Source organism: Pseudomonas sp. 22085, from assembly GCF_052045815.1.
In the GTDB taxonomy this organism is placed as follows: domain Bacteria; phylum Pseudomonadota; class Gammaproteobacteria; order Pseudomonadales; family Pseudomonadaceae; genus Aquipseudomonas; species Aquipseudomonas glycinae.
This window is the reverse complement of record NZ_JBQEQA010000005.1, coordinates 217,386-238,998: the sequence shown is the minus strand read 5'-3', so window position 1 is coordinate 238,998 and position 21,613 is coordinate 217,386. Positions and strand designations below refer to the sequence as shown.

The window sequence follows — 21,613 nt, the reverse complement described above, 5'->3', positions numbered from 1 at the left end:
AACGCATCAATCAGTGCCCGGCGCTCTGCCCGCCATCCACGTGCAGAATCTCGCCAGTCACAAAGTTCGCGTTATCGAGATACACCACCGCCTGCGCAATGTCGTCGATCTCGCCCATGTGCCCAACCGGGTGCAGCGCGCCCAGTGCCTCATGGGTTTCCTCGCCGTGCATCGGCGTTTTGATGATGCCCGGCGATACCGCGTTCACCCGGATTCCGCGTTTGGCGTATTCGATGGCCAGGGATTTGGTGGCGGCGTTGAGGCCGCCCTTGGTCAGCGAAGCGAGGACCGAGGGCACGCCGTCTACCGCGTGGTCGGTCAGGCTGGTGGTGATGTTGACCACGTGGCCCTTGCCCTGTTTTTCCATCTCGGCGATGGCCAGTTGGGTGATGTAGAAGAAGCCGTTGAGGTTGACCGACAGCACCGCGGTGTAGTCTTCCGGGGTGTAGGCGGTGAACGGTTTGGCGACGAAGATGCCGGCGTTGTTGACCAGGGTGTCGATGCGGCCGAAGCGGGCCACGCCTTCGCTGATCACACGCTGAGCGGTGGCCGGGTCGCCGATGTCGCCGGCAATGGTCAGGATTTGCGGGTCGTTCGACGGTTTGATCGAGCGCGAGGTGGCGACAATGTTGTAGCCCAGCTCACGGAAGGCCTTGACCATGCCTTCGCCCAGACCTTGGGAAGCACCAGTGATAACGACGGTTTTTTTCGAGTTGCTCATGATGAAATCCTCAATCAATAAGTAGGTGTTGAATCAGGCCGCAGCCAGTTGTTTCAGCATTTGTTCGTAGTACTCGACCGATTGCGAACCGGACACCAGGTGCTTGCCGTTCAGGATCAGCGCGGGCACTGAGTTGATTCCGTGCTGCCGGTAGAACGCTTGCAGTTGCCGCACTTCGCTGGCGAATTCGTCACTGGCCAGCACCTTGCGGGCCCTCGCCGCATCCAGTCCCGCTTCGGTCGCCAGACGGATCAGCGTCGGGTGATCGTTCGGGTTGTCGCCGTCGCGGAAGTAAGCGCGCAGCAGGATCTTTTTCAGCGCGACTTGCCGCCCTTCCTGCGCTGCCCACATCAGCAATCGATGGGCGTCGAAGGTGTTATGAAAGTGCGTGCGTTTCTCCAGGTCGAACTCGAAACCGATGGCTTTGCCGCGTTCGATCTGCATCTTCTTGCCGGCGGCGACGTCTTCGGCGGTGCGGCCGTATTTGCGCATCAGGTGCTGCACGGCCGGCTCGCCTTCGGCGGGCATATCCGGGTTGAGTTCGAAGGGCTTGTAGGTCAGCTCCACCGAAATCTCGCCGGCCAGATTGCCGATCGCCTGCTCCAGCGCTGTCGCCCCGAGTGCGCACCAGGGGCACACCACGTCGGAAACGAAATCGATGGTCACGGTCGGGGTCATGACTGGCCCCGTTCCGCCAGCTGTCGGCGGTACTCGGTAGTGGTGATGCCGGCGTAGCCCCAGTTATCGGTGTCGACTTCTTCGATCACGATGTGGGTCAGGTCCGGGCGTTTGTTGAGGACACGTTCCAGGGTTTCAGTGATTTCGGCGATCACCTGAGCTTTCTGCTCACGGGTAACGCCGTCGCGGGTGATGCGTACGCTGACAAATGGCATGACGACTACTCCAGTGACCTGCCCTCGGGATGATGGTCAGGTGTTGGAGCTCAATTTAGGCGTGTGCCGGGAGGGGAAAAAGTAGGGGTGGGGTACTTCATTTGTGAGGTGGTGTAATGAATTGATACGCCTATTTCGCTACCGCTTACCCATAGAATTCGTAGGTTGACACATCAGATTCAGTGGCCGAGAATCGGTGCCAAGAGCGCGAAACCGACTGCCATCAGGTGGCGATAGTCGGCGTTAGGAACCCCGTTGATGACCTGAAAATCAGCGTTCGGGTGAGACCTCTTCTCCCCTGCTTGAGGGAGCACAATATCAAGCAACTTTTTCGTGAAGGGCAGCCTGTTAAGGCTGCCCTTTTTGTTTGGGCCATCGGTAACGTTGGAACAGCAGCTCTCCATGCCGATGCTTGTTCAGTCCCTTTTTGTCACAGTTCATGAAGTTCCAGAGTACGTTGCCATGATCGATATGGATCACGACCAGCATCTGGTATTTCGTGTTGTAGGCACCGATATATGAGAGCCGGAAAGAGTCGTCATCGTAGGAAATCTTCCAAATCTCTAACGGCTTTTTCAGGGTGTCTTGCGCGAAGTCTGTGAAGCGCTCCCGAGCATTCGGGCGTTTTTCCACAATGTGCAACAAATGCTCGCGCTTCACCAGAACTGGGCAAATGGATGTCTCAATCACTATTGAATTGAGGCCGTCATGAAGCCCGAAGCCTTTGGCAACTTGCTCCCATGCAGCCTCCAGACTCTCGGCACCCGGACGTTCTCTGATCGCAGAAGTCAGCAACTCGGGATCAATGTCCCGAATGTCCGGTAAACCAAGATCCTTCCAGTTCTTTTGTTCAGGTAACGCCCTGCTCCCAGGCACACTCATTGGCATCTTCTCGCTAGCTTCGCGGATGCCGGCATTGCCTGGATATCCAATGGCATCGGACTGAAAAAGTCTCGAAGTTAATTGCCTGATATTTCAGCCACTTGTGCTGCGGTAATAAATCAGCCCGTTCTTGTCTTTCAATAGGAGGCTTCCGGCATCAAACGCTGAACAGCGCGAGAGGGCTGTACGAAATTGTCCCAGCCGCTGTAACCCAACCGCACAAAAAATTGCCCGGCTCCTTAGAGTCGGGCACTTTTTTTGACACCAATCACCCCCACGTCACCAAAAACCCCGATCCTGTGTCAGCCTCCAGCCATCGGCGGAGACATCGATTCGCTACTAATTGCGCGACAACTATGCTCAGGTACAGGAATATAGCCGGCAAATGGCGCCGTTCAGGCTGTCACGTACACAACAATACCCAGCCCACTTCAGAGGGCATTACCCATGGATAGCAGAACCTTACGCAACCTCATGCGCATCGTGCAGACCGGCTCGTTGTCGGCCGCAGCCGAGCATTCGTGCCTGACTGTGCAGGCCTTGGCCGCACAGCTGAACAAGGTCGAAGAGCAGTTCGGTTTCCGCTTGTTTAGACGATCCAACAAGGGGCTGACGCTGACGCCGCAAGGCACAGAGCTGACGCCTTATATGGACAGAGTGCTGATTGCCACACGGCAGATGGAAGAGAAAGTCGAAGCGTTGAAGGTGCCGGGACAGCGCACGTTGAAAGTGGCGTTGAACACCACGCTGGACCCGGATTTCAACCGGCGATTGATCGGGCGCCTGATCGAGGTGTTTCCCGACTACCAGATGGAATTCAGCTACGCCGAATCAATGGAAAACCTCAGCAAGCTGAAGAACGAGGACTTTGACCTTGCGGTGCTGATCGGTCCGCAGCGTCCGGGTCTGCCGAGCATTGTCCTGCCGGAAGTGCAGGTGCAGGTGGTCGGCGCGCACTGCGGTCAGGAGAACGATCCGCTGACGTTGCTCGGCAACAAGTTTCAGGTGCGTCCCGCAGAAGATTGTCCGTATTCCCACAGCTTTTTGCGTTTTCTCGACGCCGGGTTGGGCAATCACGAGAACAGCCAGCGGACGATCTACTCCTGCAGCGAAACGCTGACCCTGTCACTCATCACGCAGATGGACGCCGTCGGCATGGTCTCCCGCGAGGCGGCGCAGAAAAATGGCCTGACGATTTTCCCCGGGTTCGAGGATTTCCTCGAAGTGCGCCTGGCGGTGAACAACCCGGATCTGTCCGGTCAGGCGTTGAACGACGTGGTCGATCTGCCGCTACATGAACGAGCCGAGCGCAATGTACGCAGCCGTCCCAACCGCCACACTGAGAAAGAGGTTTTTGCTGAAATACGCACATAACAGCGTCGGAATCGCGGCATAAAATTCCGGGCGATCGAGCTGTATGTGCTGATCCTTGATCAACAAGGGTGTCAGGCTGATCGCAGCGACGATCGCCACCGGCAGGTATTCCAGCGCACGGGCGACGAAGGGCGGCCAGTGCTCGGTGTTGACCTGCAACGGCAGGGCCCGTGGCAAAAAGGTCACGGCCATCATCAGCGCGACCACCAGAATCAGGAACGTTTGGTCAGGCATACACCCACTCCGCAGCCCACAAACGTGGCGATGAAAACGTTGAATGGCGAGTTGCCCACCAGGCTCAGTGCGCCCATGCAGACCACTGCGGCCATAGCGGCGATAAGTTTATTGCGAGTGTTGCAGAGCGAGACCAGCACGTAGAGCATCATCGCGGTCAGCGCATAGTCGAGCTGGTATTTGATCAGATGCGAGGCGTACTGCGCGCACAGGGCGCCCAGCAATCCGCCGATCACCCACGAGGTGTGGCAGAACAGGTTGAAGCCAATCAGATAACGGACGTTCACCGGCGCCCCGGTGCCCAGTTTGACGCTGTGGAAGGCGAACGATTCATCGGTCAGGCCGCCGGCGTAACACCAGCGTTCCATGCGACTCAGGCCCAGCGCCCGCAGGGCTTTCGCCATGTAGACCGACATCAGCATGTGCCGCGCGTTGATCAGAAACGTGGTCAGCACGATGGTGGTCAGCGACGCCCCGCTGCTGATCAGCGCCAGCGCCGCGAATTGCGAAGCCCCGGCATACACGAACAGACACATCGCCACCGGCAGCCACAACGGCAGCCCGGCGTTGACGGCCATCAGCCCGAACACGAACGACACGGTGAAGTAACCGGCCACCACCGGGCTGGCTTCGGCAAAGGTGCGCGACGGCTGACGGTCGACCATCAGCGGCGCACTGCCGGATGTTTCATTCATAGATCCCTCTCAAATGTCCGCTCGCCGTGAGGTTCGCAAAATCCCTGGGCCGTCCAGAAACGCTTGCCCGCGAGGTTAGCATCATCGACGAACAGGAACATCCGCAGCACTCCGACCCGTTTCATGTCGGCCGACGCCGCTTCCACCAGCCGCTGGCCCACGCCTTGGCTGCGATAACGCAGGCTGACCGCCAGATGGTTGATGGTGCCACGACTGCCGAGCATGCCGCCCAGCACCGCGCCGACGATCTCGCCTTCAACATCGAAAGCAAGATACGCCGTGGTGGTTTTCTGGATCAGCACGCCGCGCAGGCATTTGGCATCCTGCCATTCACAGAACGACACCTCGTCGAACTGGCGGAAGAAGCGCTCCATGCGCTGCGCGTCCTTGGCCGTCGCACGCCGCAGCACCACCGGCGTCGAGCACTCGACGCCGTCGATTGGGGTGATCTGATTAGCGAACAATGTCGAAAGCGGTCCCGGGCCGCGAGAAGGAAATCGCCAGGATCTGCCGGTACGCCATGGCGTGGGAGTGAGTGTTGCGTGCCGGTGTCACGTAGTGACGCATGTCGCGGTCGAGGAAGTAGGTGGTGTCGAGGATTTCCTGGTAAGTGGTCGACGCCAGTTGCTGCTCGTGGATGTCGTACAAACGACTCTCCGCACCCTCGACATTGTTACGGCCCCAGAAGTGCACACCGCTGAACGGATAACCGTCGCAGTGAATCCCTTCCGGAGTGATTTCCAGTTGTTTGCCGGGTTTGATCTCGATACGGATCTGATGGATCTGGCACTGCCAGATTTCATCGTGCAGCTCTTCCGGCAACACGCTTTTGTACACTTCGAAATCGGTGTCGATCAGGCTGCGCATCACCGGCGAGCTGATGACTTCGTCCGAGAAGTCCTGGAAGTGTCGCACCACGCCGCCCACATAGCTGTTGTTGGCCTTGGACTGTACGTACGCGCGATGTTCCAGTTGCTTGAGTTCGCGAGTCTTGGGGTTGTATTCAAAGTCGCTGTAACGACGGTAACGCATGCCGGCTTCGGCCTGACCGTAGTAACTGTCAGGCTCCATGTTTTCCCAACTTTTGGTCAGTCTGACGAAGTCGGCGAAATGACCGTAGAGATTGAAGTCAGCACCCTGCACATTGGCGTACTTGTCGCGCCGTAGCGATTCGCCCACTTCTCTGGTTAAAACGATCATTACCAAATTCTCCGCTGCATTGAGCGGCCTAATCTATTAGGTGGAGAATTTGCGTCCATGAGAAAGAATTTCAGGCATTTAAAGCCCTGTTTGAAACGCGATTTGAAACGGCTTGAAAGTGCATTTCAAATGACAAAAACACGGGTTTTTATGCTGTTTTCGCGAAAAACGTCAAAAAAAAACCCCGAACCAGTCGGGGTTTTTCTGACGCGTGTCGCGGGTCAACCGATTATCAGAAGATGTTGATCGGGTAGTCCACGAACACACGCAGTTCGTTGCCGCTGACGTTGTACTCGCTGGATTTCTGCGAAACACGCAGGATCGAGCTGCGCAGCTTGATGCTCAGGTCTTTGGCCGGGCCACTTTGCACGACGTACTTGAACTGGTTGAAGATCTCCCGCTCGGTGCCGCCTTCGCTGGTGGACGTGGTGATGTTGTCGCCACGCACATACGCGAAGTTGTAGCTCAGACCCGGTACGCCGAATGCGCTGAAGTCCAGGCCGTAGCCCAACTGCCAGCTGCGCTCGTCTTCAGCGTTGAAGTCGGACCAGTAGGAGTTGGCCAGGTAGATGGTGTTGCCACCGTCACCCACGCGACCCTGACCTTTCTGGTAACCGCCATAGGCATAGCCCAGGTTGCTGTCGCCGGTGGAGCGCTGGTGCGCCACGGTAAACGAGTGCGGGCCGGTGGCGAAGGTCGCTGCCAGGCTCCAGATCTTGTTGTCGTCGCCGGTCACACCGTTTTCGCGGACGTAGGAGTTGTCCAGCTTGGTGCGGTAACCGTTGAAGTCCAGGGTCAGGGACTGATCCTTGTCAATCGGGAACACGTAGTTGGCGTTCACGTACTGTTTTTTCAGCACGTCTTCGACGTCGGAAGCGTACAGCGCTGCCTTGAACTGTTCGGTGAACTGGTAGCTACCGCCCAACACGTTGATCGACTTCAGACCACCGCTGTCACGGCCTTCAGCGCTCTTGCGCGATTCGGCGGTGAAACGACCGGCATTCAGCTCCAGGCCTTTGATCTCTTTGGAAGTGATCAAGGTACCGGTGTAGCTTTCCGGCAGCAGACGCACGTTGTCGTAGCTCAGCACCGGCAGGGCCGGCATCTGGTCGCCGTAGGTCAGTACGGTGTTGGAGATACGGAATTTGACCGCTGCACCGCCCTTCGACAGATCGTCGGCAGCGTTACCGCTGTCACCCTGTTTGAAGAAGTCGATACCACCGGCACCGCTGCGGCCCTTGCCGCCGTCCAGACGCAGCGCGTACAGACCGAAGGCATCCACACCGACACCGACGGTGCCTTGAGTGAAACCGGACGAGAACGTACCGATGGCCGCTTGGCCCCATTCGGCTTTGTCCTGGTTGCCATCTTTGTAGTCACGATTGATATAGGCATTGCGCAGCAGCACTTTGAGGCTGCTGTCTTCTACAAAACCCTTGGACTCGGCCTGGTCGTTAGCCATGGCCGAAGTGGCACTCAACATCCCCAGTGCGATCAAACTGATTCGCTTGTTCAACATTTTGTTTTCCTTATTACGGGTTGAAACGCGCTGTGTCGAACGGCTGAAACGGCGCTTATTGCACTCTTTTATTCACCCCGAAACAAAAAGACCCGCTCAAGACAATGTCATGGCGGGCCTGCTCCTGATTTTGAGTCATGGCGGTTAGCCACAGGCGTTGGGCCGAATCGTAGCCGCGCCCTCAACAATGTGTCAATTTCAAGAATCGTCTTTAAATAGGCGAAAAACGTCTAAAAAAAGTAAATTTTGCGACGGGTTCGTGCACGGAATTGCCCGCAATCAGGGATTTTGATGCCGGATTACGCGCAACTACCGAGCCCACAGACCGGCAGGGTTTCAGTCCCTGGCACAGACGTAAACGACTCGCTCAACCATTGGGCGAAGGCTTCTGGTTTGCCGAGCCAAGGGCCGATATCCACCAAGGTGAACTGACCATCCTGCTCCAGCGCAAAGGTCGGAAAACCTTGGCCACCGAGTTTCGCCAATAAGGCGCGGCTGCTCTTTATATGTTGCAGAGTGTCGACTGATTGCAGTGCGTTCAAGAAAGTATCGGCGTCGTAGCCCTGCTCCACGGCAAATTCCAACAGCACGCTTTGGTCTGCAATTCGACGCCCTTCGACGTAGTGCGCCGTCTGCAAACGCCCTAGCAGTCCCAGGCCACGGCCGTCGATTTTTTGCGCTGCCATCACAGCGGCAATCGGCGGTGCCGAATCAAACACCGCCGTATGGTCGCGCAACAGGCCTTCGAAATAGGCTTCGCCAAACGGCTGACCGGTGTATTCGGCAATGCGGCGATCATGGGGCATTACGTAATTGCGCAGTTGGGGCGAAACGCTCTGGCGGTTGGCACCGGTCATCATGCCGCCGGCGTGGGCGATCACCGGCAGCACTTGCTGTGCAGCTTGCACCAGTGGTTTGGCGCCATAGCACCAGCCGCACAACGGGTCGTAAATGTAGTGAAGGGTCATCGAAATGCTCCGGCTGGAAGGTGGGGAAATGATGTCGGCACATTAGTCCCTCGGTCGTTGCGAAAAAACGCCGGAATGGCTTTCAGTGTGTTTCGGCAATCGGTCAAATCGGGACCGGCAGCCGCCACTTCCAGATCAGGCAGACAACCTGGTGTGCATCGGTACCTCAAGCGCCTGATTTGCGCCCATAAAAAAAGCGCTGCCATCCGGGCAGCGCTTTTTACAATCCCTGTCTGTTCTTCTTATCCTTCCAACACATCCCAGAGTGCTTCCAGTTCGGCCTCGCTGAACAGGCCAGCGGGGTAACGCTCGATCATCATCCGGCGCGGATCAGGTTCCCTGATCTGACGCGTTCCATTGGACTTCAACCAGTGCGCGACAATCTGGAGCGACTCACTATTTACAGCCATGGGATGCATCGTCCGCTCGCTGATTACGTTCACTTCGGCGTTCATTTCAGCGCTCTCTCCCCGTTCATGAGCGGCTACGTTATCCAAGGTTTATGACAGAACTGTTGAAGTTCTCCCCCCCTCCCTAGTGCGTCATGAGCGATACAAGAGCTATGCCAATGTCTGGAAACTGCCGACAGGCGGATATAAAGAAACCCGCAGTCCTGACGGGCTGCGGGTTTCTCTTCATACGAGGGCAACAAATGACTGCCCGGTCGTTTTTTCAATCAACTCAAGCTGTTACATCCGCACTCACTCTTTGTGCGGCGCGGGTTGCTGTTGGGTAAGGCAGTGAATATTGCCGCCCCCCAGTAACAGTTCGCGACCCGGCACCATCACCACTTCGTGTTGCGGGAACAGGTTCTGCAGGATCTCTCGCGCCGGGGCGTCCATCGGGTCGTCGAAGCTTGGCGCGATGATGCCACCGTTGACGATCAGGAAGTTCACGTAGGAACCGGCCAGGCGCACGCTCGGGTTGCGCTCCTGAGTGCCGTCCACCGGGTCCACGCCAGCGCATTCTTCTTCGGTGGCAAACAGCGGCCCCGGAATCGGCATCTTGTGCACCGTGAACGGGCGGCCCTTGGCGTCAGTGCTGCTTTCCAGCACTTTCATCGCGGCCTGGCAACGCGGGTAGTTCGGATCCTGCGGATCGTCAGTCCAGGCCAGCAGCACTTCGCCCGGACGCACGTAGCAGCAGAAGTTATCCACATGGCCGTCGGTTTCGTCGTTGAACAGGCCGTCCGGCAGCCAGATGATCTTGTCCACCGACAGATTTTCGCTGAGTACCGCTTCGATTTCTTCGCGGCCCAGGTGCGGGTTGCGATTGCGGTTGAGCAAGCATTCTTCGGTGGTGATCAGAGTGCCTTCGCCGTCGACGTGAATCGAGCCGCCTTCGAGCACAAAGCCTTCGGTGCGGTAGCGCGGGCTGCGCTCGATTTCGAGGATCTTGCCGCCGACCTGGGAATCACGGTTCCACGGCGAATACAGGCCGCCATCAAAACCGCCCCAGGCGTTGAAATCCCAATTCACACCGCGCACTTCGCCGCTGTTGTTGATCACGAACGTCGGGCCGCTATCGCGAACCCAGGCGTCATCGCTGGACATCTCGACCACGCGGATATTCGGCACGTCGAGACGAGCACGGGCGTTTTCGTATTGGCCGGCGGAGACCGCCACGGTCACCGGTTCGAAACGCGCGATGGCCTTGGCCACAGCGGCGTGAGCGGCCTGCGCCGGTTTGCCGCCCAGACGCCAGTTGTCCGGACGCTCGGGCCAGATCATCCAGATCTGGGTTTGCGGTGCCCATTCGGCCGGCATGTAGAAGCCATCGGCGCGTGGTGTGCTTTTCAATGTGGTCATGTCGATCAGGACTCCAGGGAACCGTCGAGGTTGTTCAACACGCCGTACAGGGTTGGACGACGGACTATGGCGACTTTATAAACGATAAATATCGGCTTTAGAAGCCATAAAGAAAAAACAATCCCAATTTAACCGGGCAAATACCGATACAAATCGGTATTTGCCCGGTTGCGGATCGCTTTAAAGCCCTTCTTCCAACACCTTGGCCAGCATATCGACGAAGAAATCCACGCTCTGCCGCGAGGTGACCATCGGCGGTTTGATCTTCAGGACGTTCAGGTAATCGCCGGTCGGCTGCATGAAAATCCCCAGCTCTCGCAGGCGGTCACACAACAGCGTGGTTTCCTCGGTCGCCGGCTCCAGCGTTGCCCGATCGCGGATCAGCTCGACCCCCAGATAGAACCCGGAACCGTGCACCGCGCCGACCAACGGATATTGATCGATCAGCGCCTCCAGCCGGGCCTTGAAGTGGGCGCCGACCACCTGGGCGTTTTCCCAGAGCTTTTCTTCTTCCATGACATCGAGCACCGCCATGCCGATCTGGCAGCTCACCGGACTACCGCCGGCGGACGAGAAGAAATAGCCCTCGGCTTCCAGCGCTTCGGCGATTTCCCGGCGGGTGATCACCGCGCCCAGCGGCTGGCCGTTGCCCATGCCTTTAGCCATGGTGATGATGTCCGGCACCACGCCTTGCTCTTCGAAGCCCCAGAAGAAGTGGCCCATGCGCCCGTAACCGACCTGCACCTCATCGGCGATGCAAACGCCGCCACGGGCACGCACCATTTCATAGACTTTTTTCAGGTAACCCGGCGGCAGCGAAATCCCGCCCGCATTGCCGTAGACCGGCTCGCAGATAAACCCGGCCAGCTGGCGTTTCTGCTCATCGAGCTTCGCCAGATGTTGCTCGACGCTGCGCACGTAATCCGGCGCCGAATCCGCGCCGCGAAATTCGCCGCGATAGGTGTTGGGAGCCGTCACCGCGTGCACCCAGTCCGGGCGACTGCTCAGGGCTTTCGGGTTATCGGCAATCGAGGTCGAGACCGCGTCCGCGCCGACCGTCCAGCCGTGATAGGCCTCCAGCACGCTGATCATGTCGCGCCCACCGCTGGCGGCCCATGCCAGGCGAATCGCCAGGTCATTGGCCTCGCTGCCGCTGTTGACCAGGAACACCCGATCCATGCCCTCCGGCGCCAGTTTCAGCAAGCGTTCGGAAAACTCGGCGACCGCCGCATAGTTGAACCGCGAGTTGGTATTGAGCAGCGACCACTGTCGGCTCGCCACCGCCGCCATGCGCGGGTGACCGTGGCCGAGCACCGCGACGTTATTGAGCATGTCGAGGTAGGAACGGCCCTGCATGTCAATCAGGTGATTGCGCCAACCGCGTTCGATACGCGGCGGGTCGACGTAATAGTGCTTCTGGGTGCGGGCGAAACTGGCGTCACGGCGCGCCAGCAGGGTTGCGGCGTCCAGTTCGGGCTCAGCGTCGCAGGCCAGGCCCAGCAGTGCGGCCGGCGAGGGGGACAACGCCTGCCACGCCGCCGCGCGGGTCGGCGTGCAGAACAGCGGCGCTTCAAGCTGTGCGCCGCGAATCAATTGCACGATCAACGGACCGTCCACCGAACCCAGCACCTGGCCTTTGACCAGCGCTGCGCCGCCGTGCAACGAAGCTTTCACGCCCAGCAAGCGCAGGCTCAGTTGCGGGCCGTCGAGTCGCAGCGCGCCGTCAGCCGACAGGTGCAGTACGCCAGCAAACGGCGCTTCCACCGCCGAACCTTTCGGCACATGCAATTCGACGTGCAGCGGGAACGTCTCTGGCTCATCGGCGCTGTCAGGCCGGGTGCGCGACAACCGGTATTGCCCGTATCGACTGGCCGCCAGACCGTGGATGGCAGCGGCCTCGCTCAACAGGCGCTGATCGATGCCTGGCTGCTCCCAGTTGCCCGCCTCGAAGTGTGCGCTCAACACCCCCAGATCGATCAACGCGAATTCGCGCCCGACCAGGCCGGGCAACAACGGCGCAAAGCCTTCACTGTCGATGTCCGGCAATGTCTGGCCGACCGCCGTGAGAATCGCCGCCTCCATCAATGCCAGCGGCACCGAGGTGGCGACCCGGAAGATCTCCCATTCGTGGGTCAGGTTGTCGCGGCTGTAGGTATTGCCCGGATCGATGCTGACCTGTTGCTCGCCACTGAGCACCAGCACCGCCGCGCGCGCCACGATCAGCGGCCACAGCGCCAGCAATTCTTCGTGTTGCAGCGGATTGACCGCGTGATAGGCCTGCACGGCCGGCAGGATCACGAACGGATCGCCGGCGGCGTGATGCAGCAGCGCGGCACAGGTGACCGACAGATCGGTGATGCGCCAGGTGCGCACCAGATCGCCGAAATCGATGACGCCCTGCAACTGCCAGTGCCGCCGGGCGTCACGCTGCCAGACCACGTTGTCGTCGGTGATGTCCATGTGGATCGCCTGCACCGGCAGCTTTTCCACCAGCGGCTGCAAACGAAGTCTGGCCTGCTCGGCAACCTCGGCGATCAGCGTGCGCTGGCGTTCGTCTTCGATCACCGGCAGCAGGTGCTCGATCAGTGCGCTGGCGTGGCGCGCGTCCCATTGCAACGTGCGCTCGAGCCCCGGATGGTCGAAACCGACGAGGGCCAGATCCATCTCGCCGCAGAGCCGGCCAAAACCGGCGACGACTTCGTGGCCAAGGTGATCGAGGGCCGTCAGGGGTTGTCCGTCGATGTAATCGAGTAGTCGCACATGCACCGATTCTCCACCGACGTCCAGGGTCAGCAGGTCTGCGCCGTTAGTGGCCGCCATCACTCGAGGAACCTTAACGGCACCCTTCTCGGCCAGGTATTTCAGGCCCGCATGCTGGGCTTGCAGCTCAACCAGCGCATAGTCGCCCCGGCAGATCTTCAACACGAACCGACCACGCTCGCTGTCGATCCGGTAATTGAGGTCCTGCTGGCTGCCCAGAGCCTGCAACGTGCCGTTCAAGCCGTAATGCTGCGCCAGCAGATGCCGGGCCTGCTCCACCGAAACCTGCGGGCTGGGCAAACTGGCGCGATGAATCAACGTGGCGAACGACATGGAACGACCCCTGAAATTTTATTAGGCGCCTATATCGCCATTGCTTCGGGCGATAAGCAACCCCCGACCATCCATCCCCGACACGCTGCGAGACCGGCGGATTTGCAAGCGCCCCTCGCACCTGTCGACGCTTTGCGCAAGAATGTCGGCCATTCACACCTGCCACTGGAAAATCTACATGAATGTAATCAACACCGACCTGCCTGGTGTCTTGATCATCGAACCCAAGGTATTTGGTGACGAACGCGGGTTCTTTTACGAAAGCTTCAATGCGAAGGCCTTTCAGGACGCGACCGGCCTCGAAACGCAGTTTGTGCAGGACAACCATTCGCGCTCGCAGAAAGGCGTTCTGCGCGGGCTGCATTACCAACTGGAAAACACCCAGGGCAAACTGGTCCGCGTTACCGCTGGCGAAGTCCTCGATGTCGCCGTGGATATCCGTCGCAGCTCGCCGCATTTCGGCAAGTGGGTGGCCGTGCGTCTGTCCGCCGACAACCATCGCCAACTATGGGTTCCGGAAGGTTTCGCCCACGGTTTCGTAGTGCTGAGCGAGTTCGCCGAATTCCTCTACAAGACCACCGACTACTACAACCCGTCTTCCGAGCGCAGCATTCGTTGGGACGACCCGGATCTGGGCATCGACTGGCAGCTGGATGAAGCGCCGAAACTGTCGGCCAAGGACCAGGCGGCGGCACTGCTCAAGGACGCCGACGTCTTTTCCTGAAGTCCTGTGTGAATCTTCAGCGCCGCTGCAGACCCGGCCACGGGTGCGCAGACTGCGCCGGCAAGCCTAGGCATAATGCGCCTGTACTCACAGGCGCTCGATGCTCATGACTCCGACCCTACCCCGCCGCCCCCGCTGGCGCAGTCTCGCCCTGCTGGCTCTGTGTCTGGCACCGCTGCTGTGGCCTCTGGAACATTTGGCCGAGCGCTATTACCGCAGCGAACTGGCCGGCCAGAACCGTCAGACCCTCGACCTCTACGTCGCCAACCTGCTGGGCACGCTGCATCGCTATGAAGTGCTGCCGCAAATCCTCGGTGACCTGCCGGCCCTGCGCGCGGTGCTCGGGGCGCCGGACGACGGCGTGACCCAGGGCAACGCCAACCGCCTGTTGAAAAACATCGCCGCGCAGACCGGCGCCGAAGTCATGTACCTGATGGACACCAACGGTCAGACGCTCGCGGCGTCGAACTGGGACAAACACGACAGCTTCGTCGGACGCAATTTCGCTTTCCGTCCGTATTTCAGCGAGGCCATGGCCGGACGCCTTGGACGCTTCTTCGGTCTCGGCACCACTTCGGCCAAGCGCGGTTATTTCTTTGCGGCGGCGGTGCGTAACGGCGAAAAAATCATCGGCGTGCTGGTGATCAAGGTTGACCTCGACCATACCGAAAGCCTGTGGGGCAAAACCCCGGAACAACTGCTGGTGACCGACCACAACGGTGTAGTCATCCTCACCTCGCGTCCGGAATGGCGTTTTCGCGCGACCCGCACCCTGAGCGATACCGAGCGCGCGGCGATCGCCGCGATCCAGCCCTACCCGACCCGCGAGCCACGGCCCTTGAACCTGAGCCCGACCGCGTGGCTGCCGCAGACACAGGAGATCGCGGAAACCGGCTGGAGCGTCAGTATCCTCGCCCCGCGCACGTTGATCGACCGACCGGTGCGCACAGTGGTGGCAATCGGCGGCGCGACCTTGCTGGTGGTGATGCTGTTGCTGGGCCTGATGATGCAGCGTCGTCGTCATTACCTGGAACGGATCGCTTTCGAAGCCAAGGCCCGGCGGGAGCTCGAGGGCCGGGTTGCCGAGCGCACCAGCGATCTGGAAGGGCTTAACCGGCGCCTGAAGCAAGAGGTACTCGAGCGCGAACAGGCCCAGCAGGAACTGGTGCGGGCCCAGGACGATCTGGTACAGGCCGGCAAACTGTCGGCGCTGGGGACCATGTCAGCGAGCATCAGCCACGAACTCAACCAGCCGCTGGCGGCGATCCGCAGCTATGCCGAGAACGCCGAAGTGCTGCTCGACCACGAGCGCACCGAAGATGCCCGAGGTAACCTCAAGCTGATCAGCGAGCTGACCGGGCGTATGGCCTCGATCATCGCTCACCTGCGCGCCTTCGCCCGCAGAGATCGCCACGCCCCGGAAAGCGTCGCCCTGCAACCGGCGCTGGACGACGCACTCGCCTTGCTGGCCAAGCGTCGCCGGAGCATGGATGTCGAGCTGATCCGCGACCTGCCCGCCGCCACCCTGTGGGTCGAGGCCGGGGAAACCCGACTGCGCCAGGTACTGGGCAACCTGCTGGCCAACGCCCTCGACGCCCTGACCGAAAAAGGCCCGCCGCGCAAATTGTGGTTGAGTGCCGAATCCACCGACGAAGGCGTCAACCTGTACATTCGCGACAATGGCCCGGGCTTCTGCATGGAAGCACTGGGCCGTGCCAGCGAACCGTTTTACACGACCAAGACCCGCACTCAGGGCCTGGGTCTGGGGTTGGCCATTTGCGAAACCCTGATGCGCGCCTTCGGTGGTGAACTGTCGTTCGCCAACCACAAGCAAGGTGGCGCCTTGATCACCCTGCGGCTGCGCGCCGGCGCACCCGGGGTCAGCCTGCAACCGTCCGAGGATCGAAGCGCATGACCATCGACAACCGCATCCAGGTGGTGCTGATCGACGACGATCCGCACCTGCGTCAGGCCCTCGGCCAGACCCTGGATCTGGCCGGCCTGAAAATTCTTCCGCTGTCCGAAGCCAAGGGCCTGGCCGCGCAACTGGAGCGAGACTGGCCGGGCGTCGTGGTCAGCGACATCCGCATGCCCGGCATGGATGGCCTGGAACTGCTGAGCGAGCTGCACGCTCAGGATCCGGAACTGCCGGTGCTGCTGATCACCGGCCACGGCGACGTGCCACTGGCCGTGCAGGCCATGCGGGCCGGTGCCTATGATTTTCTGGAAAAACCCTTCGCCAGCGACGCCCTGCTCGACAGCGTGCGCCGCGCCCTGGCCCTGCGGCGTCTGGTACTGGACAACCGCAGCCTGCGCATGGCCCTGAGCGATCGCAACGAGTTGAGCGCGCGGCTGGTCGGTCAATCCGCGCCGATGTTGCGCCTGCGCGAACAGATCGGCGCACTGGCGGCGACCAAGGCCGACGTCTTGATCCTCGGCGAAACCGGTGCCGGCAAGGAAGTCGTCGCCCGCGCCCTGCATGATCTGTCGAGTCGGCGTAACGGCCCGTTCGTGGCGATCAACGCCGGCGCGCTGGCCGAATCGGTGGTCGAAAGCGAATTGTTCGGCCATGAGCCCGGCGCCTTCACCGGCGCGCAAAAGCGCCGGATCGGCAAGTTCGAATTCGCCAATGGCGGCACGCTGTTCCTCGACGAAATCGAGAGCATGAGCATGGACGTACAGGTCAAACTGCTGCGCATGTTGCAGGAGCGAGTGGTCGAGCGTCTGGGCGGCAATCAGTTGATCCCGCTGGACATCCGCGTCATCGCCGCCACCAAGGAAGACTTGCGCCAGGCTGCCGATCAGGGGCGCTTCCGCGCCGACCTGTATTACCGCCTGAACGTGGCGCCGCTGCGCATTCCGCCACTGCGCGAACGGGGCGAAGACGCGTTGATGTTGTTCCAGCATTACGCCGACGAAGCCAGCGCCCGCCACGGACTGCCACCTCACGAACTGCAACCGGCACAACGGGCGTTGCTGTTGCGCCATTCATGGCCGGGCAATGTGCGGGAATTGCAGAACGCGGCGGAGCGTTTTGCTCTCGGCCTGGAGCTGGCCCTGGACAACACGCAGCCCGATGGCAGCCCCGGCACCACCGTCGAGATCACTGCAGGAGGGCTCAGCGAACAAGTGGAAAACTTCGAGAAATCCCTGATCGCCGCCGAACTGGCCCGCTCTCACAGTTCCGTGCGCAGTCTCGCCGAAGCCCTGGGCATTCCGCGCAAGACCCTGCACGACAAATTGCGCAAGCACGGGCTGAATTTCGCCGGCAGCGGCGGCCATTCGGATGAATCCGAATGAACTTCACTCAATACACCTTTCTGCCGCAAGAGGTTCGGGCATGAAGCACGACAGTCGTTATCTGGAATCCGTCCTTCACCACGACATCCCGCTGACCCGGGACATGGGCCTCAAGGTGCTCGACTGGCACGAGCAGCAATTGCGTCTGCACTTGCCGCTGGACGCCAACGTCAACCACAAGAGCACCATGTTCGGCGGCAGCCTGTATTGCGGCGCGGTGCTGGCCGGTTGGGGCTGGCTGCACCTGCGCTTGAAAGAGGAAGGTATCGAAGACGGTCACATCGTGATTCAGGAAGGGCAGATCAGTTATCCACTGCCGGTCACGGGCGATGCCATTGCGATCTGCCCGTCACCGAGCGCTGCGGTGTGGAAGAAGTTTCTGGCGATGTATCAACGCTACGGGCGGGCGCGACTGACGCTCCGTACGCGGGTGGTCAATACGGGAAGCGATGATGATGCGGTGACGTTCAGCGGGCAGTACGTCCTGCACCGCTGAAGACAGAACGCGCTTACGAGCGGGCGAGTTCGAGCAGCTTCGCCCGCCACGCGGCTTTCGCCGGCAACGCCAGGAAGAAACCGTTCAACAACGACTCCCGTGGTGGGTAACAGAACGCTTCGCCACTCAAGTCCAGCACCTCGCCACCCGCCCCTTCCAGAACGCCCTGCGCGGCTGCGGTGTCCCACTGCGAAGTCGGCGCCAAACGTGGGTAACAATCCGCCGCACCTTCGGCCAGCAGACAGAACTTCAGCGAACTGCCGATGTTGGCCAGCTGCAACTCGCCAAGGCTGGCACTCAATCCGGCCAGCAAGCGTTCCTGCTCCGGGCTCGAATGACGGCGGCTGGCAACCACGGTGAACGCTTCGCCCGGCCCCGGCACATCACGCACCTGAATCGCTACCGGCGAGCCGCCCCTGTCGCCGCGCCAGGCACCGAGTCCCGCGCCGCCAACGTAGAACCGTCCGTTGGTCGGCATCGACACCACACCGAACACCACCCGGCCATTCTCGATCAACGCGATATTGACGGTGAACTCTTCGCTGCCGCTGATGAACTCCTTGGTGCCATCCAGCGGGTCCACCAGCCACCAGCGCTGCCAGCCGGCGCGCACGCTTTGCGGGATATTGGCGTCCTCTTCGGACAGCACCGGAATGCTCGGATCCAGCGCTGTCAGGCCGGCCACGATCACGTGATGCGCGGCCATGTCCGCCGCCGTCACTGGCGAATCATCGGACTTGGCGGTGACGGCCACATCGGCACGCCAGAAGGGCAGGATCGCCTCACCGGCCCGCAATGCCAGCTCAACCACCGGCGCCATCAACGGATGGGGAAAATTCATCGGCCTCTCACTCATGACTGGAAAAATCCGCGCTGGGTCAGCAGGTCGCGGGTCAGGTACAACGCCGCCAGGGCGCGTCCCTCACTGAAGTTCGGATTCTGCGCCAGCGCCGACAGCTCCCGCAGGTTGACCTTGTCCACACGCATCGGCTCGGGCTCATCGCCTTCGAGGCGCTCTTCGTACAAATCGGTGGCCAGCACCACCTGAATTTTCTGGCTCATGTAACCGGGGGACAACGACAGCTCGGTCAGATGCTCCAGTTGTCGCGCGCCATAACCGGCTTCTTCCTTGAGTTCGCGTTCGGCGGCAGCCAGCACGTCTTCGCCGGGTTCGATCAGGCCTTTGGGCAGCGACAGTTCATATTCGTCGGTGCCGCCGCAGTATTCCTCGACCAGCACCGCGTGCTCGGCATCGAGCATCGCTACTATCATCACTGCGCCATAGCCGGCGCCCTTGCCGACCAGTCGCTCGTAGGTACGTTCCACGCCGTTGGAGAAACGCAGCTTCAGCTCTTCGACGCAGAACAGCCGGCTGGTGGCGACGATCTCGCGGGCGAGTACGGTGGGTTTCTGGCGCATGCAAAGCTCCTTGGCGTGAACGCGCTACTATAACGCGGCTTTTCCGATTGTTTGCGTCGGATATCTTTCTACCGTTCGAGACGTTGCCATGCCTTCATTACCGTGGTCCGACATCGATACCGTTCTGCTGGACATGGACGGCACGTTGCTCGACCTGCACTTTGACAACCACTTCTGGCTGGAACACCTGCCGCAGCGCTACGCCGAACTGCATGGTGTGAGCCGGGCCATGGCGGAAATGGAACTGCAGCCGTTGTTCGAGCGCCATGCCGGTCAGTTGCAGTGGTACTGCCTGGACTTCTGGAGCGCGGAACTGAAGCTGTCGGTGCGTGAGTTGAAACTGGAGACCGCCCACCTGATCGCCCTGCGCCCGGACGCCGACACTTTTCTGGGGGCGATCAAACGCGCCGGCAAACGGGTGGTGATGATCACCAACGCCCACCGCGATTCCCTGTCGCTGAAACTCGAACGCATCGAACTGGCGCCGTACTTCGAGCGACTGATCAGTTCCCACGATTACGGTTATCCCAAGGAGAACCCGCAATTCTGGGAGGCGTTGCAGGCCGACATCGACTTCGACCCGGCACGCAGCCTGTTCATCGACGACACCTTGCCGATCCTGCGCAGTGCGCGGAGTTTTGGCGTGGCGCATCTTTTGGCGGTGAAAGAGCCGGACAGCCGCAAAGGGCCGAAGGACACCGGGGAGTTTGCAGCGGTCGAGGATTATCGCGATTTGATAGCAGGACTCTGAAAACTGCGGGAGCCGCCAAAGGCTGCTCCCGCAGGCGTGTTGTTACTCGGGAATACGCAGCGTCTGCCCCGGATAAATCTTGTCCGGGTGTGACAGCAATGGCTTGTTGGCCTCGAAGATCTTGTTGTACTGGTTGGCGTTGCCATACACCGCCAGGGAAATCGCACTGAGGGTGTCGCCCTTCTTCACGACCACAAAACGCGCCGCCGCCACAACCGGCCCGGTCACGGTGATCTGGTCGTCGACGCTGCCGACACCGGCAATGTTGCCCACCGCCAGCAGAATCTTCTCTTTCTCTTCCTGGCTCGCCACCTCACCGGTAACCGTCACCTTGTCACCGTCCACGGTCGCCTGGACATTGGGGTTACCCAACCCGACCTTGCTGATATGTTCCTTCAATTGCTCGCTGGCATTGGCGTTGCCGGGGGTCAACAGGTCGAGCAACTTCTCACCGGCCTCTTTCACAAAGCTCAAAAGACTCATAGCGCACACTCCTTGATTAAAGTTCCAGACGCCCAAGCCTAGACCACGCCGGACAAACCCGGTTGCGGCCCGACCAATGACCCTGCCCCCGCGCAAGCGGTAGAATCGCCCACCCTTGCCAGCGCCCCGGAGCGAAGATGGACATCAAGCAGCTGAAATTCCTCATCGCCCTCGACGAAACCCGCCACTTCGGCCAGGCCGCCGCCCGCTGCCACATCACCCAGCCGACCCTGTCGATGCGCCTGCGCAGCCTCGAGGAAGAACTCGACCTGCCACTGGTCAACCGTGGCCAGCGCTTCGAAGGTTTCACCGCGCCAGGCGAACGGGTACTGGCCTGGGCGCGCACGGTACTGGCGGCCTACGACGGTTTGCAGGCGGAAGCGGCGGCCTGTCGCGGCAATCTGATCGGCACCCTGCGGCTGGGCGTGGTGCCGTTGTCGAGTTTCGATGCACTGCCGTTGATGCAACGCCTGCACGCACAACATCCGAACCTGCGCTTCGAACTGTCCTCGCTGAGCTCCGAACAGGTTCTGGAGCAACTGGCGAACAACCGCATCGACATTGGCGTGTCTTACCTGGACCGCCTCGACGGCGAGCGGTTTGAATCCCTGGCCTTCAGTGAAACGCAGATGGGCCTGCTCTACGACCAGCGGTTCTTCAGTTTTGGTCAGGCGCCGCTGAGTTGGGAATCGCTGATCGAGCTGCCCTTGGGCATGCTCACCAGCGGCATGCATTTTCGCCAATCCATCGACCATAACTTCCACAGCCGTGGCCTGACGCCACAACCGTTGCTGCAAACCGACGCCGTTCACCAATTGTTGCAAGCTGTGCACGGCGGGCTGTGCTGCGCGGTGATGCCATTGGACGGCGGTCTGGAAAACCTCACGGATAACCTGCGCCTGCAACCCATCGAAAACGCCCAGACCCTCGCCCGCCTGGGCCTGATCATGCGTCGAGGAGCCCCGCGCTCGGCGCTCGCCGAGGCCTGTTTCGCGCTCTATCAAAAATCACCCACGGACGCTTGATCGACGGCATCTATCGAAGGATCGACAC

The 21,613-nt window shown here is 60.4% G+C and carries 23 protein-coding genes; 7 read left to right on the top strand and 16 right to left on the bottom strand.

The genetic code is table 11. The features are described 5' to 3' along the window. Positions 1 to 10: 10 nt before the first annotated feature. The 4 genes from ACTJK7_RS07895 to ACTJK7_RS07880 all read right to left on the bottom strand — a co-directional run bounded on the left by ACTJK7_RS07895 (position 11) and on the right by ACTJK7_RS07880 (position 2,496). Positions 11 to 721, bottom strand: a complete 711-nt coding sequence (locus tag ACTJK7_RS07895) for an SDR family NAD(P)-dependent oxidoreductase (RefSeq protein WP_323150603.1) — start codon at positions 719 to 721, stop codon at positions 11 to 13. A gap of 33 nt (positions 722 to 754) precedes the next feature. Then, positions 755 to 1,399 (bottom strand): DsbA family oxidoreductase, encoded by a 645-nt coding sequence (locus tag ACTJK7_RS07890; protein WP_440780490.1) that lies wholly within the window; start codon positions 1,397 to 1,399, stop codon positions 755 to 757. Continuing rightward, positions 1,396 to 1,614: a tautomerase family protein gene (locus ACTJK7_RS07885; RefSeq protein ID WP_007952610.1), complete on the bottom strand. Its 219-nt coding sequence runs from the start codon at positions 1,612 to 1,614 to the stop codon at positions 1,396 to 1,398. The genes ACTJK7_RS07890 and ACTJK7_RS07885 overlap by 4 nt, the downstream gene beginning before the upstream one ends. A 348-nt stretch (positions 1,615 to 1,962) precedes the next feature. Continuing rightward, entirely contained in the window at positions 1,963 to 2,496 is a 534-nt protein-coding gene (locus ACTJK7_RS07880; protein WP_159085196.1) for a PBECR2 nuclease fold domain-containing protein, read from the bottom strand. 447 nt (positions 2,497 to 2,943) lie between these two features. Between ACTJK7_RS07880 and ACTJK7_RS07875 the strand changes: the two genes are divergently transcribed. Continuing rightward, positions 2,944 to 3,870, top strand: coding sequence for a LysR family transcriptional regulator (locus ACTJK7_RS07875; RefSeq protein WP_085647967.1), 927 nt, complete (start codon positions 2,944 to 2,946; stop codon positions 3,868 to 3,870). Here the strand turns inward: ACTJK7_RS07875 and ACTJK7_RS07870 are convergent. The 9 genes from ACTJK7_RS07870 to ACTJK7_RS07830 form a co-directional block, all read right to left on the bottom strand. Beyond that, a complete protein-coding gene (locus ACTJK7_RS07870; RefSeq protein ID WP_007952614.1) occupies positions 3,787 to 4,104 on the bottom strand; it encodes an AzlD domain-containing protein in 318 nt (105 codons plus the stop codon). The genes ACTJK7_RS07875 and ACTJK7_RS07870 overlap by 84 nt on opposite strands. Further along, positions 4,083 to 4,799: an AzlC family ABC transporter permease gene (locus tag ACTJK7_RS07865; protein WP_064382772.1), complete on the bottom strand. Its 717-nt coding sequence runs from the start codon at positions 4,797 to 4,799 to the stop codon at positions 4,083 to 4,085. The genes ACTJK7_RS07870 and ACTJK7_RS07865 overlap by 22 nt, the downstream gene beginning before the upstream one ends. Continuing rightward, on the bottom strand, positions 4,796 to 5,173 hold the full coding sequence (locus ACTJK7_RS07860; RefSeq protein ID WP_007952618.1) for a GNAT family N-acetyltransferase: 378 nt from the start codon (positions 5,171 to 5,173) through the stop codon (positions 4,796 to 4,798). The genes ACTJK7_RS07865 and ACTJK7_RS07860 overlap by 4 nt, the downstream gene beginning before the upstream one ends. 79 nt (positions 5,174 to 5,252) lie before the next feature. Beyond that, positions 5,253 to 5,999: a 2OG-Fe dioxygenase family protein gene (locus tag ACTJK7_RS07855; RefSeq protein WP_011331995.1), complete on the bottom strand. Its 747-nt coding sequence runs from the start codon at positions 5,997 to 5,999 to the stop codon at positions 5,253 to 5,255. A 232-nt stretch (positions 6,000 to 6,231) separates the two neighbouring features. After that, positions 6,232 to 7,518 (bottom strand): OprD family porin, encoded by a 1,287-nt coding sequence (locus ACTJK7_RS07850; RefSeq protein ID WP_064592776.1) that lies wholly within the window; start codon positions 7,516 to 7,518, stop codon positions 6,232 to 6,234. A 299-nt stretch (positions 7,519 to 7,817) separates the two neighbouring features. Then, positions 7,818 to 8,486 carry a DsbA family protein gene (locus ACTJK7_RS07845; RefSeq protein WP_064382770.1) on the bottom strand — a complete coding sequence of 223 codons (669 nt, stop codon included), beginning with the start codon at positions 8,484 to 8,486 and terminating at the stop codon, positions 7,818 to 7,820. 242 nt (positions 8,487 to 8,728) lie between these two features. Continuing rightward, positions 8,729 to 8,941 carry a hypothetical protein gene (locus ACTJK7_RS07840; protein ID WP_064382769.1) on the bottom strand — a complete coding sequence of 71 codons (213 nt, stop codon included), beginning with the start codon at positions 8,939 to 8,941 and terminating at the stop codon, positions 8,729 to 8,731. Positions 8,942 to 9,187: 246 nt separating this feature from the next. Continuing rightward, complete coding sequence (gene aguA / locus ACTJK7_RS07835) at positions 9,188 to 10,294, bottom strand: agmatine deiminase (protein WP_064382768.1); 1,107 nt, start codon at positions 10,292 to 10,294, stop codon at positions 9,188 to 9,190. Between the two features lie 180 nt (positions 10,295 to 10,474). After that, positions 10,475 to 13,387 (bottom strand): aminotransferase, encoded by a 2,913-nt coding sequence (locus ACTJK7_RS07830; RefSeq protein ID WP_440780488.1) that lies wholly within the window; start codon positions 13,385 to 13,387, stop codon positions 10,475 to 10,477. A 178-nt stretch (positions 13,388 to 13,565) separates the two neighbouring features. Here ACTJK7_RS07830 and rfbC point away from each other — a divergent pair, with 178 nt between their 5' ends. The 4 genes from rfbC to ACTJK7_RS07810 all read left to right on the top strand — a co-directional run bounded on the left by rfbC (position 13,566) and on the right by ACTJK7_RS07810 (position 17,907). After that, positions 13,566 to 14,111, top strand: a complete 546-nt coding sequence (rfbC, locus tag ACTJK7_RS07825; protein ID WP_440780487.1) for a dTDP-4-dehydrorhamnose 3,5-epimerase — start codon at positions 13,566 to 13,568, stop codon at positions 14,109 to 14,111. A gap of 106 nt (positions 14,112 to 14,217) precedes the next feature. After that, a complete protein-coding gene (locus ACTJK7_RS07820; RefSeq protein WP_440780485.1) occupies positions 14,218 to 16,026 on the top strand; it encodes a sensor histidine kinase in 1,809 nt (602 codons plus the stop codon). Next, on the top strand, positions 16,023 to 17,411 hold the full coding sequence (locus ACTJK7_RS07815) for a sigma-54-dependent transcriptional regulator (RefSeq protein ID WP_064382765.1): 1,389 nt from the start codon (positions 16,023 to 16,025) through the stop codon (positions 17,409 to 17,411). The genes ACTJK7_RS07820 and ACTJK7_RS07815 overlap by 4 nt, the downstream gene beginning before the upstream one ends. Before the next feature lie 40 nt (positions 17,412 to 17,451). Continuing rightward, on the top strand, positions 17,452 to 17,907 hold the full coding sequence (locus ACTJK7_RS07810; protein WP_108559113.1) for a YiiD C-terminal domain-containing protein: 456 nt from the start codon (positions 17,452 to 17,454) through the stop codon (positions 17,905 to 17,907). Positions 17,908 to 17,920: 13 nt separating this feature from the next. Here the strand turns inward: ACTJK7_RS07810 and cysQ are convergent, their stop codons facing one another. Both cysQ and nudE read right to left on the bottom strand, forming a co-directional pair. Next, on the bottom strand, positions 17,921 to 18,748 hold the full coding sequence (gene cysQ, locus ACTJK7_RS07805; RefSeq protein ID WP_323150596.1) for a 3'(2'),5'-bisphosphate nucleotidase CysQ: 828 nt from the start codon (positions 18,746 to 18,748) through the stop codon (positions 17,921 to 17,923). Between the two features lie 11 nt (positions 18,749 to 18,759). After that, the gene (nudE, locus tag ACTJK7_RS07800; RefSeq protein ID WP_064382762.1) at positions 18,760 to 19,326 is read right to left on the bottom strand and encodes an ADP compounds hydrolase NudE; all 567 of its coding nucleotides are present in this window, start codon (positions 19,324 to 19,326) and stop codon (positions 18,760 to 18,762) included. Between the two features lie 88 nt (positions 19,327 to 19,414). Between nudE and yrfG the strand changes: the two genes are divergently transcribed. After that, the gene (gene yrfG / locus ACTJK7_RS07795) at positions 19,415 to 20,077 is read left to right on the top strand and encodes a GMP/IMP nucleotidase (RefSeq protein WP_323150595.1); all 663 of its coding nucleotides are present in this window, start codon (positions 19,415 to 19,417) and stop codon (positions 20,075 to 20,077) included. A 42-nt stretch (positions 20,078 to 20,119) separates the two neighbouring features. Here yrfG and lysM read toward each other — a convergent pair whose 3' ends face one another. Further along, positions 20,120 to 20,560, bottom strand: coding sequence for a peptidoglycan-binding protein LysM (gene lysM, locus ACTJK7_RS07790; RefSeq protein ID WP_039764611.1), 441 nt, complete (start codon positions 20,558 to 20,560; stop codon positions 20,120 to 20,122). Positions 20,561 to 20,697: 137 nt separating this feature from the next. Between lysM and ACTJK7_RS07785 the strand changes: the two genes are divergently transcribed. Continuing rightward, on the top strand, positions 20,698 to 21,585 hold the full coding sequence (locus ACTJK7_RS07785) for a LysR family transcriptional regulator (RefSeq protein ID WP_011331981.1): 888 nt from the start codon (positions 20,698 to 20,700) through the stop codon (positions 21,583 to 21,585). Positions 21,586 to 21,613: the final 28 nt, after the last annotated feature.

Excerpts from the sequence above, each read along its gene's own strand:
- ACTJK7_RS07895 (WP_323150603.1), bottom strand. The coding sequence starts at position 721 with ATGAGCAACTCGAAAAAAACCGTCGTTATCACTGGTGCTTCCCAAGGT.
- ACTJK7_RS07890 (WP_440780490.1), bottom strand. The coding sequence starts at position 1,399 with ATGACCCCGACCGTGACCATCGATTTCGTTTCCGACGTGGTGTGCCCC.
- ACTJK7_RS07885 (WP_007952610.1), bottom strand. The coding sequence starts at position 1,614 with ATGCCATTTGTCAGCGTACGCATCACCCGCGACGGCGTTACCCGTGAG.
- ACTJK7_RS07880 (WP_159085196.1), bottom strand. The coding sequence starts at position 2,496 with ATGAGTGTGCCTGGGAGCAGGGCGTTACCTGAACAAAAGAACTGGAAG.
- ACTJK7_RS07875 (WP_085647967.1), top strand. The coding sequence starts at position 2,944 with ATGGATAGCAGAACCTTACGCAACCTCATGCGCATCGTGCAGACCGGC.
- ACTJK7_RS07870 (WP_007952614.1), bottom strand. The coding sequence starts at position 4,104 with ATGCCTGACCAAACGTTCCTGATTCTGGTGGTCGCGCTGATGATGGCC.
- ACTJK7_RS07865 (WP_064382772.1), bottom strand. The coding sequence starts at position 4,799 with ATGAATGAAACATCCGGCAGTGCGCCGCTGATGGTCGACCGTCAGCCG.
- ACTJK7_RS07860 (WP_007952618.1), bottom strand. The coding sequence starts at position 5,173 with ATGGAGCGCTTCTTCCGCCAGTTCGACGAGGTGTCGTTCTGTGAATGG.
- ACTJK7_RS07855 (WP_011331995.1), bottom strand. The coding sequence starts at position 5,999 with ATGATCGTTTTAACCAGAGAAGTGGGCGAATCGCTACGGCGCGACAAG.
- ACTJK7_RS07850 (WP_064592776.1), bottom strand. The coding sequence starts at position 7,518 with ATGTTGAACAAGCGAATCAGTTTGATCGCACTGGGGATGTTGAGTGCC.
- ACTJK7_RS07845 (WP_064382770.1), bottom strand. The coding sequence starts at position 8,486 with ATGACCCTTCACTACATTTACGACCCGTTGTGCGGCTGGTGCTATGGC.
- ACTJK7_RS07840 (WP_064382769.1), bottom strand. The coding sequence starts at position 8,941 with ATGAACGCCGAAGTGAACGTAATCAGCGAGCGGACGATGCATCCCATG.
- aguA (WP_064382768.1), bottom strand. The coding sequence starts at position 10,294 with ATGACCACATTGAAAAGCACACCACGCGCCGATGGCTTCTACATGCCG.
- ACTJK7_RS07830 (WP_440780488.1), bottom strand. The coding sequence starts at position 13,387 with ATGTCGTTCGCCACGTTGATTCATCGCGCCAGTTTGCCCAGCCCGCAG.
- rfbC (WP_440780487.1), top strand. The coding sequence starts at position 13,566 with ATGAATGTAATCAACACCGACCTGCCTGGTGTCTTGATCATCGAACCC.
- ACTJK7_RS07820 (WP_440780485.1), top strand. The coding sequence starts at position 14,218 with ATGACTCCGACCCTACCCCGCCGCCCCCGCTGGCGCAGTCTCGCCCTG.
- ACTJK7_RS07815 (WP_064382765.1), top strand. The coding sequence starts at position 16,023 with ATGACCATCGACAACCGCATCCAGGTGGTGCTGATCGACGACGATCCG.
- ACTJK7_RS07810 (WP_108559113.1), top strand. The coding sequence starts at position 17,452 with ATGAAGCACGACAGTCGTTATCTGGAATCCGTCCTTCACCACGACATC.
- cysQ (WP_323150596.1), bottom strand. The coding sequence starts at position 18,748 with ATGAATTTTCCCCATCCGTTGATGGCGCCGGTGGTTGAGCTGGCATTG.
- nudE (WP_064382762.1), bottom strand. The coding sequence starts at position 19,326 with ATGCGCCAGAAACCCACCGTACTCGCCCGCGAGATCGTCGCCACCAGC.
- yrfG (WP_323150595.1), top strand. The coding sequence starts at position 19,415 with ATGCCTTCATTACCGTGGTCCGACATCGATACCGTTCTGCTGGACATG.
- lysM (WP_039764611.1), bottom strand. The coding sequence starts at position 20,560 with ATGAGTCTTTTGAGCTTTGTGAAAGAGGCCGGTGAGAAGTTGCTCGAC.
- ACTJK7_RS07785 (WP_011331981.1), top strand. The coding sequence starts at position 20,698 with ATGGACATCAAGCAGCTGAAATTCCTCATCGCCCTCGACGAAACCCGC.